Genomic DNA, 13,811 nt, shown 5'->3' on the forward strand with positions numbered 1-13,811 from the left:
GTGCGTCGCGGTATTGCGACTTGTCTGATGTTAGCGTCACTTTGAAGATGTACAAGGCAAACTTTGTAGCGAAACTTCCGATGAAGTTGTAGGATTTGTTACCCTTATAGTCACGAGGTGCCAATCCAACTGCGTCGTAAAGCCTCTGGCACAAACCTCACAGCGATTTTGGGAGCAGCGTTGTACCGCCCATATCAATTAGCTCACTGTGCTCCGCACTCGGAGTGGGAGGTGTGGATGGGCGGTCGTGAACTGTGAAGCAACTGGCCATAACCGCGGCTATCGGCATTTTTTGTCCACAAAAATCGTCCGGCAATGGAACAATTTCACCTGCCCCCATAGGCACCCGGCTGCCTTCATGCTTAACTCAGTGTCCTTTTCAAACCCCGCATAAGGATTTCGTCATGGCTCAAGTGACTCTCAAAGGCAACCCGGTCCAGGTCAACGGCAACCTGCCACAGGCCGGCGCCCAGGCTCCGGCTTTCTCCCTGGTAGGTGAAGGCCTGGCTGACAAGTCGCTGAAAGACTACGCCGGCAAGCGCAAGGTGCTGAATATCTTCCCAAGCGTCGATACCCCGACCTGCGCCACTTCGGTGCGCAAGTTCAACGCCAAGGCCAGCGACGTTGCCAACACCGTGGTGCTGTGCATCTCGGCTGACCTGCCGTTCGCCCAGGCTCGTTTCTGCGGCGCCGAAGGGCTGGAGAATGTGAAGAACCTGTCGACCCTGCGTGGCCGCGAGTTCCTCGAAAACTACGGCGTAGCCATCGCCGACGGCCCGCTGGCCGGCCTGGCCGCCCGCGCCGTGGTGGTGCTGGACGAGAACGACAAGGTGCTGCACAGCGAACTGGTTGGCGAAATTGCTGACGAGCCGAACTACGACGCGGCGCTGGCTGTACTGAAGTAAGGATTGCGTGGGGCAGGGCGGGCGTCTGTAGCCTGTGATGGCCCCTTCGCGGGTAAACCCGCTCCTACAACGTGCGGCACAGGTTTCAAAGGCTGTGACATCCCCGTAGGAGCGGGTTCACCCGCGAAGAGGCCGGCACAGGTAATGGAAACCTTCAGGCCCGCCACCGCTCCAAGCAACACCCTGTAACGGCCCGGAACACGTTCCGGGCCGTTTTCATTTAAAATTCCGCCTCTTGGCAACGTCAGGCAAAGGTAAACCTCTGGTAAAGGCCCTTTGCTAAAACGATGGCAGTGCTTATCGTTCATCCTCCCCAAGTCGTCATTCCGAACAAGGTTCGTTCAACCCATGCAAGCGTCCAATTCCCGTTCCCTTCGTCGCTGGCTCGTCGGCCTGCTGATCCTGCTGCTGGTGGCTGCACTGGCCTGGTGGCTGTGGCCCGCAGCGACGCCTGCGCATAAAGAAGCCAGTGGCGGGCGCGGTGGCAAGGGCATGGGCATGATCGGCGGCCGCCCAGGTTTTGGCGGCTCCAGTGACCCGGTACCCGTACGCGTCGTGCCGGTGCGGACAGGCGACTTCCCCCTCTACTACAAAGCCTTGGGCACGGTTACCGCGACCAATACGGTGAATGTGCGCAGCCGCGTGGCTGGCGAACTGGTGAAAATCCACTTCAAGGAAGGCCAGCGCGTCAAGGCTGGCGACCTGCTGGCCGAAATCGACCCGCGCCCTTATCGCATCGCCCTGCAGCAGGCCGAAGGCACCTTGGCGCAGAACCAGGCACAGTTGAAGAACGCTCAGGTCGACCTGGCCCGTTACAAAGGCCTGTATGCCGAAGACAGCATCGCCAAGCAAACCCTGGACACCGCCGAAGCCCAGGTTGCGCAGTTCCAGGGGCTGGTCAAGACCAATCAGGCACAGGTCAACGACGCCCGCCTGAACCTCGATTTCACCCAGATCCGTGCGCCCATCAGTGGCCGTGTGGGCCTGCGCCAGCTCGATCTGGGCAACCTGGTAGCCGCCAACGACACCACCGCGCTGGTGGTGATCACCCAGACCGAGCCGATCAACGTCGCCTTCACCCTGCCGGAAACCGAACTGAGCACTGTGCTGGAGCGCTACCGCAGTGGCGCCAGCCTGCCGGTCGAGGCCTGGGACCGCAGTGACAGCAAGCTGCAGTCCACCGGTGTGCTGGGCAGCATCGACAACCAGATTGACACCACCACCGGCACCCTGAAGTTCAAGGGCCGCTTCGAGAACAAGGATCTGGCCCTGTTCCCCAACCAGTTCGTCAATGTGCGCTTGCTGGCCGACACCCTCAAGCAGGTGGTCATGGCCCCGGCCGCGGCCATCCAGTTCGGCAACGATGGCACCTTTGCCTATGTGGTCAACGAGCAGAGCACCGTCAATGTTCGCAAACTGAAGGTGGGCGCCAGCGATGGCGAGAACAGCGTCATTCTCGACGGCTTGAAGGCTGGCGACCGCCTGGTGCTGGAAGGCACCGACCGCCTGCGCGAAGGCACCAAGGTGGAAGTGGTCGAAGACAGCTCGCAAGTGCCGACCAGCCCGGGCCAGCACCTGCAAGGGCAGGAAGCCAAGGGCGCGGCGCAAACAGGTGAAGCACAACCTGGCAACGCAGCAGGCAAGGCGGGCGCATGAACCTCTCGCGCCTGTTCATCCTGCGCCCGGTCGCCACCACGCTGAGCATGCTGGCCATCGTGCTGGCTGGCCTGATCGCCTACAAGTTGCTGCCGGTTTCCGCCTTGCCGCAGGTGGACTACCCGACCATTCGCGTCATGACCCTGTACCCCGGCGCCAGCCCGCAGGTGATGACCAGCGCTGTCACCGCGCCACTGGAGCGCCAGTTCGGCCAGATGCCGGGCCTGGAACAGATGGCCTCGACCAGTTCTGGCGGCGCGTCGGTGCTGACCTTGCGCTTCAACCTCGACATGAACATGGACGTTGCCGAGCAACAGGTGCAGGCCGCGATCAACGCCGCCAGCAACTTGTTGCCCAGTGACCTGCCGGCACCGCCGGTGTACAACAAGGTCAACCCGGCCGACACCCCGGTGCTGACCCTGGCCATCTCCAGCAAGACCATGCCGCTGCCCAAGCTCAACGACCTGGTCGATACCCGCGTGGCGCAAAAGCTGGCGCAAATCAGCGGCGTGGGCATGGTCAGCATTGCCGGTGGCCAGCGCCAGGCGGTACGCATCAAGGTCAACGTCGACGCCCTGGCGGCCAATGGCTTGAATCTGGATGATGTGCGCACGCTGATCGGTGCCTCCAACGTCAACCAGCCCAAAGGCAACTTCGACGGCCCGACCCGGGTGTCGATGCTCGATGCCAACGACCAGCTGCGTTCTCCCGAGGAATACGCCAACCTGATCCTGGCCTACAACAACGGTGCGCCGCTGCGCCTGAAAGATGTGGCCGAAATCGTCGACGGCGCCGAGAACGAGCGGCTGGCCGCCTGGGCGAACGAGAACCATGCTGTGCTGCTGAACATCCAGCGTCAGCCGGGCGCCAACGTGATCGAAGTGGTCGACCGCATCAAGGGCCTGCTGCCTTCTATTACCGACAACCTGCCGGCTGGCCTCGATGTATCGGTGCTGACCGACCGCACCCAGACCATTCGCGCCGCAGTCAAGGACGTGCAGCACGAACTGCTGATCGCCATCGTTCTGGTGGTGATGGTCACCTTCGTTTTCTTGCGCCGCTTCAGCGCCACCCTCATTCCGTCGATTGCCGTGCCACTGTCGCTGATCGGGACGTTCGGGGTCATGTACCTGGCCGGGTTCTCGGTCAACAACCTGACACTCATGGCCCTGACCATCGCCACCGGCTTTGTGGTCGATGATGCCATCGTCATGCTGGAGAACATCTCCCGGCATATCGAAGAGGGCGAGACGCCCATGCAGGCGGCGCTCAAGGGCGCCCGACAGATTGGCTTCACCCTGATTTCGCTGACCTTCTCGCTGATTGCGGTCCTGATCCCGTTGCTGTTCATGGCGGACGTGGTCGGTCGCCTGTTCCGCGAGTTCGCCATCACGCTGGCAGTGGCCATTCTGATTTCCCTGGTGGTGTCCCTGACCCTGACGCCGATGATGTGCGCGCGTCTGCTCAAGCGCGAGCCCAAGGAAGAAGAACAAGGCCGCTTCTACCGCGCCAGTGGCGCCTGGATCGACTGGCTGATCAAGCACTACGGCAGTGCCCTGCAGTGGGTGCTCAAGCATCAGCCGCTGACCTTGCTGGTGGCGGTGGCCAGCCTGGTGCTCACGGTGTTCCTGTACATGGTCGTGCCCAAGGGCTTCTTCCCGGTGCAGGACACCGGGGTGATCCAGGGTATTTCCGAAGCGCCGCAGTCCACCTCGTTCGCCGCCATGAGCGAACGTCAGCAGGCCCTGAGCAAGGTCATCCTGCAAGACCCGGCCGTGCAAAGCCTGTCGTCCTACATTGGCGTAGACGGCGACAACGCCACGCTCAACAGTGGTCGCCTGCTGATCAACCTCAAGCCCCACGGCGAGCGCGATGTCAGCGCCAGCGAAGTGATCAGCCGCCTGCAGCCGCAGGTCGACCGGCTGGTGGGCATCCGCCTGTTCTTGCAGCCTGTGCAAGACCTCAGCATCGAGGACCGGGTCAGCCGGACCCAGTACCAGTTCAGCCTGTCGTCGCCGGACGCCGACCTGCTGGCGCAGTGGAGCGGCAAGCTGGTGCAGGCGCTGCAACAGCGTCCGGAACTGGCCGATGTGGCCAGCGACCTGCAGGACAAGGGCTTGCAGGTGTACCTGGTAATCGACCGTGACATGGCCAGCCGCCTGGGGATCAGCGTCTCGCAGATCACCAATGCCCTGTACGACGCCTTCGGCCAGCGGCAGATCTCGACCATCTACACCCAGGCCAGCCAGTACCGCGTGGTGTTGCAGTCCAGGGACGCCGCCACGATCGGCCCGCAGGCGCTGGAGTCGATCCACGTCAAGGCCACCGATGGCGGCCAGGTGCGCCTTTCGGCTCTGGCGCGGATCGAGCAGCGTCAAGCGCAGCTGGCTATTTCCCACATCGGCCAGTTCCCGGCAGTGACCTTGTCGTTCAACCTGGCCCACGGCGCGTCGCTGGGCGAAGCCGTGCAGGTGATCGAGCAGGTGCAGAAGGACATCGGCATGCCGCTGGGCGTGCAAACCCGCTTCCAGGGTGCGGCCGAGGCCTTCCAGGCGTCGCTGTCGAGCACCTTGCTGCTGATTCTGGCGGCGGTGGTGACCATGTACATCGTGCTGGGGGTGCTGTACGAGAGCTACATCCACCCGATCACCATCCTCTCGACCCTGCCGTCGGCGGCGGTCGGTGCCTTGCTGGCCTTGCTCATCAGCGGTAACGACCTGGGCATGATCGCCATCATCGGCATCATCCTGCTGATCGGTATCGTCAAGAAGAACGCGATCATGATGATCGACTTCGCCCTGGAGGCCGAGCGCAATCAGGGCATGAGCCCGCGCGATGCCATCTACCAGGCGGCGCTGCTGCGCTTCCGGCCGATCCTGATGACCACCCTGGCCGCGCTGTTTGGTGCGGTGCCGCTGATGCTTGCCACCGGTTCGGGCGCCGAGCTGCGCCAGCCACTGGGCCTGGTGATGGTCGGCGGGTTGCTGGTCAGCCAGGTGCTGACGCTGTTCACCACGCCGGTCATCTACCTGTACTTCGATCGCCTGGCCCGCCGCCTGCGCCCGGCCACTGACGTGAAGCAGGCCCAGGCATGAACCTGTCAGGGCCTTTCATTCGTCGCCCGGTGGCGACCATGCTGTTGAGCCTGGCGATCCTGCTGCTGGGCGGAGTCAGCTTTGGCTTGCTGCCGGTGGCGCCTCTGCCGCAAATGGACTTCCCGGTGATCGTGGTGTCGGCGAATCTGTCCGGTGCCAGCCCCGAGGTCATGGCGTCCACCGTGGCCACACCGCTGGAACGCAAGCTGGGCAGCATTGCCGGCGTCACCACGCTCACCAGCAGCTCCAACCAGGGTTCGACACGGGTAGTCATCGGCTTCGAGTTGGGCCGTGACATCGATGGCGCAGCCCGTGAGGTGCAAGCGGCGATCAACGCTACCCGCAACCTGCTGCCCAGTGGCATGCGCAGCATGCCCACCTACAAGAAGATCAACCCGTCGCAGGCGCCGATCATGGTGCTGTCGCTGACTTCGGATGTGTTGCAGAAAGGCCAGCTGTATGACCTGGCCGACACCATCCTTTCACAGAGCCTGGCTCAGGTGTCGGGGGTAGGGGAGGTGCAGATCGGTGGCAGTTCGCTGCCGGCCGTGCGCATTGCCGTCGAGCCGCAACTGCTCAACCAGTACAACTTGTCGCTGGACGAAGTGCGCACCGCAGTATCCAACGCCAACCAGCGCCGGCCCATGGGCTTTGTCGAAGACGCCGAGCGCAACTGGCAGGTGCGGGCCAACGACCAGCTGGAAAGCGCCAAGGATTACGAGCCGGTGGTGATTCGCCAACAGAACGGCACCATTCTGCGCCTGTCTGACGTGGCGACCGTCACCGACGGCGTTGAAAACCGTTACAACAGCGGCTTCTTCAACGACCAGGCAGCGGTGCTGCTGGTGGTCAACCGCCAGACCGGCGCCAACATCATCGAAACGGTCGACCAGATCAAGGCGCAGCTACCGGCACTGCAGTCGTTGCTGCCAGCCAGCGTGCAACTGAACGTGGCCATGGACCGCTCGCCCGTGATCAAGGCCACTCTCAAGGAGGCCGAGCACACCTTGCTGATCGCCGTGGTGCTGGTGATCCTGGTGGTCTACCTGTTCCTCGGCAGCCTGCGCGCCTCGCTGATCCCCAGCCTGGCGGTGCCGGTATCGCTGGTGGGTACGTTCGCGGTCATGTACGTGTGCGGTTTCTCGCTCAACAACCTGTCGCTGATGGCGCTGATCCTTGCCACCGGGCTGGTGGTGGACGATGCCATCGTGGTGCTGGAAAACATCTCCAGGCACATCGAGAACGGCCAGCCGCCGATGAAGGCGGCCTTCCTGGGCGCCAAGGAAGTGGGCTTCACCTTGCTGTCGATGAACGTGTCGCTGGTGGCGGTGTTCGTCTCCATCCTGTTCATGGGTGGCATCGTGCGCAACCTGTTCCAGGAGTTCTCCATCACCCTGGCGGCGGCGATCATCGTCTCGCTGGTGGTGTCGCTCACCCTTACACCGATGCTCTGCGCCCGCTGGCTCACGCCGCAACAGGCCGAACAGACACGCCTGCAGCGCTGGAGCGACAAGCTGCATCAGCGCATGGTTGCTGCCTATGACCGCAGCCTGGGCTGGGCCCTGCGCCACAAGCGGCTGACCCTGCTCAGTCTGCTGGCCACCATTGGCATCAACATCGCCCTGTACGTGGTGGTGCCCAAGACGCTGATGCCCCAGCAGGATACCGGCCAGTTGATGGGCTTCATCCGGGGTGACGACGGCCTGTCGTTCACGGTGATGCAGCCGAAGATGGAAATCTACCGCCGCGCCTTGCTGGCGGACCCGGCAGTCCAGAGCGTCGCCGGTTTCATCGGTGGCAACAGTGGTACCAACAACGCCTTTGTGCTGGTGCGCCTGAAACCGATCAGCGAGCGCAAGATCGATGCGCAGAAGGTGATCGAGCGCCTGCGCAAGGAACTGCCCAAAGTGCCCGGCGGGCGCCTGTTCCTGATGGCTGACCAGGACCTGCAACTGGGTGGCGGTGGGCGTGACCAGACCTCTTCTCAGTACCTGTATACCCTGCAAAGCGGCGACCTGGCGGCGTTGCGCGAATGGTTTCCCAAGGTGGTCGCGGCCCTGCGTGCACTGCCTGAGCTGACCGCCATCGACGCCCGCGATGGTGCCGGTACCCAACAGGTGACGCTGGTGGTCGACCGTGACCAGGCCAAGCGCCTGGGCATCGACATGGACATGGTCACCGCAGTACTGAACAACGCCTACAGCCAGCGGCAGATCTCCACCATCTACGACAGCCTCAACCAGTACCAGGTGGTGCTGGAGATCAACCCGAAATACGCCTGGGACCCGAGCACACTGGAGCAAGTGCAGGTGATCACCGCCGACGGCGCCCGGGTGCCGCTGTCGACCATTGCCCACTACGAGAACAGCCTGGCCAACGACCGGGTCAGCCACGAAGGCCAGTTCGCCTCGGAGGACATCGCCTTCGACGTCGCTGAGGGCTACAGCCCCGACCAGGCCATGGCGGCACTGGAGCGCGCGGTGGCCAAGCTGGGCCTGCCCGAGGAGGTGATTGCCAAGCTCGGCGGCACTGCCGATGCCTTTGCCCAGACCCAGCAGGGCCAGCCATTCATGATCCTTGGCGCACTGCTGCTGGTGTACCTGGTGCTGGGCATTCTGTATGAAAGCTACATTCACCCGCTGACCATTCTCTCGACACTGCCTTCGGCGGGCGTCGGGGCCTTGCTGGCGCTGTACGTCACCGGTGGCGAGTTCAGCCTGATCTCGTTGCTGGGGCTGTTCCTGTTGATCGGGGTGGTGAAAAAGAATGCCATCCTGATGATCGACCTGGCCTTGCAGTTGGAACGCCATCAGGGTTTTTCGCCGGAAGAGTCGATTCGCCGGGCCTGCCTGCTGCGCCTGCGGCCGATCCTGATGACCACCCTGGCAGCGATCCTTGGCGCATTGCCGTTGCTGCTGAGCCAGGCTGAAGGCGCAGAAATGCGTCAGCCGCTGGGCCTGACCATCATCGGTGGCCTGGTGTTCAGCCAGATCCTCACCCTTTATACGACGCCGGTGGTTTACCTGTACCTGGACCGCCTGCGCCACCGTTTCAACCGTTGGCGCGGCGTGCGCACCGACGCCGCCCTGGAAACCCCGCTATGACTTTTGCCCAGACCCCACTTCACCGTGCCCTGCAGGCACTGACCCGTGGCCGTGGCTCGCGCCTGCTTGGTGCCGGGTTGTGCGTGGCCTTGCTCAGTGCCTGTACCCTGAGCCCGGACTACCACCGCCCCGAGCTGAACAGCACGGCGGCGCAGTTCAAGCACGCCGAAGGCTGGACCCAGGCCTCGCCGTCCGACGCCATCGCCCGCGGCGCCTGGTGGGAAATCTACGGCGATGCCGGGCTCAATGCGCTGGTCGAAGAGCTCAACCGCAGCAACCAGACCGTGGCGCAATCAGAAGCCCAGTACCGCCAGGCCCAGGCGCTGGTGCGCAGCAGCCGTGCGGCGCTGTTCCCCAGCCTGGACCTGAGCACCAGCAAGAACCGCTCGGCGCAGGGCACCGGCAGCTCCAGTTCCAGCCTGTCCAATAACAGCAGCGGCATTCGCAACACCTACAACGCGCAGTTGGGCGTGAGCTGGGAGATCGACCTGTGGGGCAAGCTGCGCGAAACCCTGAATGCCAACGAGGCCAGCGCCGAAGCGAGTTTGGCCGACCTTGCGTCGATCCGCTTGAGCCAACAGTCGGAGCTGGTGCAGAACTACCTGCAATTGCGGGTGATCGATGAGCAGAAGCGCTTGCTGGAAGCCACCGTGGCGGCTTATGAGCGCTCGCTGCGAATGAACGAAAACCAGTACCGCGCTGGTGTCGCCGGCCCGGATGCCGTGGCCCAGGCCCGCACCCAGCTCAAAAGCACCCAGGCTGACCTGATCGACCTGATCTGGCAGCGTGCGCAGTTCGAAAACGCCATCGCTGTGCTGCTGGGCAAGACGCCTGCCGACTTCGCCCTGGCCGACAGCAAGGCGATTCCCGCGTTGCCGCAAATACCGGTTTCGCTGCCTTCGCAGCTGCTGGAGCGGCGCCCGGACATCGCTGCAGCCGAACGCAACGTGATGGCGGCCAACGCCAACATCGGGGTGTCGCGGGCAGCCTACTTCCCGGACCTCAGCCTGAGCATGAGTGGCGGTTATTCCAGCAGCAGCTTCAGCAACTGGATCGAGCTGCCCAACCGCTACTGGTCGGTAGGCCCGCAGCTGGCGCTGACCCTGTTCGACGCCGGCAAACGCAGCGCCGAGGTCGACCGCACGGTGGCCGTGTATGACCAGACGGTGGCGCAGTACCGCCAGACCGTGCTGGACGGCTTCAAGGAAGTGGAAAACCTGCTGGTTCAACTGAAGGTGTATGGCGATGAAGCCGTGGTGCGCCAAGAGGCGCTTGATGCCGCCCGCGAGTCGTTGCGCCTGACCGAGAACCAGTACCGCGCCGGGCTGATCGGCTATCTGGATGTGGTCAACGTGCAAACCACGGCGTTGAGCAACGAGCGCAGCGTGCTGAACCTGCTGCAAGGGCGCCTGGTGGCCAGTGTGCAACTGGTGGCTGCGTTGGGCGGCGGCTGGGATGCAGAGCAGGCGTTTGCCGAGCAGAATTGACCAAACCCAGAGGGGGTAGGCTGCGGTTATTGGATCCATTCCCATTCGCAAAAACCCCGTGCGTTTCGCTTAAGCTTGAGTACAATCGTCAGCTTTTGCCGGGCCCCTGTCCCGGCGCTGGAACTCTCAATGCTGACCGGTAGCTACTCCTCTTCGCTGGTGTTGATTTCGCTGTGCGTGGCGATCCTGGCATCCTATACCGCCCTTGACCTGACCGGCCGCATCGCCACGGCCAAGGGCCGCGCTGCCTGCCTGTGGATGGGCGGCGGTGCGTTGGCCATGGGCATCGGCGTGTGGTCGATGCATTTCATTGGCATGCTTGCCTTCCGCTTGCCCATCGACTTGGGGTACGACCTGGCTCTGACCGCGTTCTCGCTGCTGATCGCTGTGCTGTCCTCGGGCTTTGCCTTGTGGCTGGTCAGCCAGCCGAGCCTGCCAGCGCTGCAGTTGGGGTTCGGCGCGCTGATCATGGGCGCCGGTATCGCTTGCATGCACTACACCGGCATGGCTGCCCTGCGCATGCTGCCGGGCATCGATTACGACCCGACGTTGTTCGGTGCTTCGCTGCTGATTGCCGTAGGTGCCTCGGCGACGGCATTGTGGATCGCCTTCCGCCTGCGCACACACACACCCTATGTACGGCAGATCCGCGGCCTGGCGGCGGTGGTCATGGGCGTTGCCATCGTTGGCATGCATTACACCGGCATGGCCGCGGCGAACTTCCCCGAGGGCAGCTTTTGCGGCGCGCTGGGGGGCGGATTGCAGGGTGACAGCCTGGTTTACCTGGTGCTGATCACCACGCTGGCAGTACTGGCAGTGGCTTTGCTGACTTCGGTGCTGGACGCGCGTCTCGAGGCACGTACTGCCGAGTTGGCCCGTTCGCTGACCTTGGCCAACCAGGAACTGACCCAACTGGCCCTGCACGACACCCTCACCGATCTGCCCAACCGTACCCTGCTGGCCGATCGCATCGAACAGGCCATCGCCAAAGTGGCGGAGCAGGGCGGCTGTTTTGCCCTGATGTTCATTGATCTGGACGGCTTCAAACCAGTCAACGATGCCTTTGGCCATCATATCGGTGACCTTCTGCTCAAAGCGGTAGCGGCCCGCCTGCGCGGCCACCTGCACAGCCAGGACACGCTGGCACGGATTGGCGGCGACGAATTCGTGCTGCTGGTGGAACTGCAGGAGCCGAACGATGCCATGGACGTGGCGGTCAAGCAGGTCAACCTGGTGTCCCGGCCTTTCCGCGTGGCCGAGCACGACCTGCAACTGTCGGCCAGCCTGGGCATCGTCCTGTATCCGGGCAACGGCCAGGACCAGCATGAGCTGCTGCGTAATGCCGACGCTGCCATGTACCATGCCAAGAGCGCCGGAAAGAACGGTTACAGCTTCTTCGATGTGTCGATGAACAGCAACGCGCGCCAGCAGTTGCAGCTGTTGCAGGACTTGCGCGTGGCGCTGGAGCAGCGCCAGTTCCGCTTGCATTATCAGCCCAAGTTCGACGCCCAGGCCTGCCAGCCGATCGGTGCCGAAGCGTTGCTGCGCTGGGAGCACCCGCAGCAGGGCCTGCTGCTGCCTGACCGCTTCATCGGCCTGGCGGAAAAGACCGGCCTGATCATCCCCATTGGTGAGTGGGTACTTACTGAGGCTTGCCGTCAGATGCGTCAGTGGCTGGACCAGGGGCATCATGGCTGGCGCATGGCGGTGAACCTGTCGGCCATCCAGTTCTGCCATGCCGGTCTGGTCGACAGCGTGGCCCGCGCCCTGCAGCAGAACGGCTTGCCAGCCAACTGCCTGACACTGGAAATTACCGAAACCACCGCCATGCACGATGCCGACGCCAGCCTGACCGTGCTGCAGCGCCTGTCCGACATGGGCGTGGACTTGTCCATCGATGACTTTGGTACGGGCTATTCCAGCCTGATGTACCTCAAGCGCCTGCCAGCCAACGAGCTGAAAATCGACCGCGGCTTCGTACGTGATCTGGAGCAGGACAGTGACGATGCAGCGATTGTTTCGGCAATTGTCGCACTGGGCCAGGCGTTAGGCCTGCGTATCGTTGCCGAGGGGGTTGAAACCGACAAGCAGCAGGACTTCCTGACCCGTCTGGGGTGTGATTCGTTGCAGGGCTACCTGCTGGGCCAGCCCGTGCCGGCCGAGCAGTTCATGGACAAGTTGCAGGCCATGGCCCCGGAATTCACCGCTGCGGGCTAGACTGCATCGCGCAGGGTAAAGGTGGGTATGAAGGCATCCATTTCCGCCTCGACGGCTTCGATGATGCGCTCTACATCGGCGGCGGCCATGATTGCCGCACAGGGGATGCCGGCAATTGCCAGCAGGGTTTCACCGCTGGCGCGGTCGAACAGCCGCGCGACCATGCTGCGTGGCGCATCCATGCTGGCCTCAAAGCCCAGCGGATGGAAATGCCAGCGCATCACCTGGCAGGCGTTGGGGAACGTCATCTTGTTCATGCCAGCCTCCTTGTCCGTACCTGGACGTGGTGAACGGGGGGCCACTTCGATGCGGCCGCCGGGAAAGTAAAGATAGCACCTGCCACGCGCGATTCTCGGCTGCGAATACGACAAATGTGCCAATGCATGACAGCGGTCACATCCTTGTCATGGGCGCAGTGTGTCAGTTGGCCGCAGGGCAAACGTTTTCCCGGTCGGATAGTGTCAGCTACCCGTTGAGTTCCATGGGTCTCGCTGACGTTCGACACGCAGGTATTTCAGACGAGCGGTTCGCTTAACCCAGCAATCCTGCGGCGATGTTGATAGTGAATCCCAGAATCGCTGTATTGAATAAGAAGCCCACCAGCGAATGCCCCAGTACCACCCGTCGCAACCCACGCCCGGCGACGCCCACGTCCGAGGTTTGCACCGCCACGCTGATGGTGAACGAGAAGTAATGGAAGTCCCAGTAATCCGGGTTGCGCTCGCCATCAGCGAAGCGCAGCGGCGGTTCGTGGGTTTGCCCGGTGTAGAACAGGCGGGCGTAATGCAGGCTGAATATGCAGCCGATCAGCAGCCAGGAACCGACCACGGTCAGGCCGGTGTACAGGTAGTGCAGGGCGAGGGCCGTGCCTTGCAGGCCGCGGCTGGAGACCAGTTGCAGGGTGACCGCGGCAAGGCTGGCGATGGCGGCGATGCACACGGTCAGCAGGACCAGGCCTGCGTTCTCGTCTTCGACGCCGGCGACCTTGCGGACCTTTTCCGGGCTGGCTGTCCAGCTCAGGTAGAGCACCAGCAGCAGGTACAGCCACACCCCCAGGTTCCAGCCAGCGAGGATATGCTGCACGGTATCACCGGCGGGGATCAGCCAGGCGCCAGCGAGGCCGACTACAGCGGCGATGCTCAGGCGGGGGTGTGTGCGGGTCAGGCGATGGAAAGCCATGGGGCCTCATTCACAATGGGTATGGCTTGTACTCTAGACCGTCATAGGGTTGGGCGGGATGCGCAATACCCTGCAGGGGCTGGGGTTTCTTTGAGTCCCCCATCGCACGGCATTGCAACTCTCAGTACACTGCACGTTCCAACACCAACATCCGTTGAACTCGAGGTT

8 protein-coding genes are annotated in these 13,811 nt (G+C 63.1%); 6 read left to right on the top strand and 2 right to left on the bottom strand.

Translation table 11 applies throughout. The features are described 5' to 3' along the window. Positions 1-404: 404 nt before the first annotated feature. The 6 genes from tpx (at position 405) to ACF8FG_RS13575 (ending at position 12,464) form a co-directional block, all read left to right on the top strand. A complete protein-coding gene (gene tpx / locus ACF8FG_RS13550; protein WP_014590693.1) occupies positions 405-905 on the top strand; it encodes a thiol peroxidase in 501 nt (166 codons plus the stop codon). A gap of 348 nt (positions 906-1,253) precedes the next feature. Further along, positions 1,254-2,561: an MdtA/MuxA family multidrug efflux RND transporter periplasmic adaptor subunit gene (locus tag ACF8FG_RS13555; protein WP_014590694.1), complete on the top strand. Its 1,308-nt coding sequence runs from the start codon at positions 1,254-1,256 to the stop codon at positions 2,559-2,561. Next, on the top strand, positions 2,558-5,656 hold the full coding sequence (locus ACF8FG_RS13560) for an MdtB/MuxB family multidrug efflux RND transporter permease subunit (RefSeq protein ID WP_014590695.1): 3,099 nt from the start codon (positions 2,558-2,560) through the stop codon (positions 5,654-5,656). The genes ACF8FG_RS13555 and ACF8FG_RS13560 overlap by 4 nt, the downstream gene beginning before the upstream one ends. Continuing rightward, a complete protein-coding gene (locus tag ACF8FG_RS13565) occupies positions 5,653-8,760 on the top strand; it encodes an efflux RND transporter permease subunit (RefSeq protein ID WP_318079819.1) in 3,108 nt (1,035 codons plus the stop codon). The genes ACF8FG_RS13560 and ACF8FG_RS13565 overlap by 4 nt, the downstream gene beginning before the upstream one ends. Then, entirely contained in the window at positions 8,757-10,247 is a 1,491-nt protein-coding gene (locus ACF8FG_RS13570) for an efflux transporter outer membrane subunit (protein ID WP_134697658.1), read from the top strand. The genes ACF8FG_RS13565 and ACF8FG_RS13570 overlap by 4 nt, the downstream gene beginning before the upstream one ends. A 129-nt stretch (positions 10,248-10,376) precedes the next feature. Further along, positions 10,377-12,464, top strand: coding sequence for a bifunctional diguanylate cyclase/phosphodiesterase (locus ACF8FG_RS13575; RefSeq protein ID WP_014590698.1), 2,088 nt, complete (start codon positions 10,377-10,379; stop codon positions 12,462-12,464). Here the strand turns inward: ACF8FG_RS13575 and ACF8FG_RS13580 are convergent. Then, positions 12,461-12,721: a DUF1652 domain-containing protein gene (locus tag ACF8FG_RS13580; RefSeq protein WP_014590699.1), complete on the bottom strand. Its 261-nt coding sequence runs from the start codon at positions 12,719-12,721 to the stop codon at positions 12,461-12,463. The two genes, ACF8FG_RS13575 and ACF8FG_RS13580, sit on opposite strands and share 4 nt — an antisense overlap. Before the next feature lie 274 nt (positions 12,722-12,995). Beyond that, positions 12,996-13,643 carry a DUF1345 domain-containing protein gene (locus tag ACF8FG_RS13585; RefSeq protein WP_019437089.1) on the bottom strand — a complete coding sequence of 216 codons (648 nt, stop codon included), beginning with the start codon at positions 13,641-13,643 and terminating at the stop codon, positions 12,996-12,998. Positions 13,644-13,811 lie beyond the last annotated feature (168 nt).

It is taken from the genome of Pseudomonas sp. YQ_6, assembly GCF_043103245.1.
Taxonomy (GTDB): Bacteria; Pseudomonadota; Gammaproteobacteria; order Pseudomonadales; family Pseudomonadaceae; genus Aquipseudomonas; species Aquipseudomonas alloputida.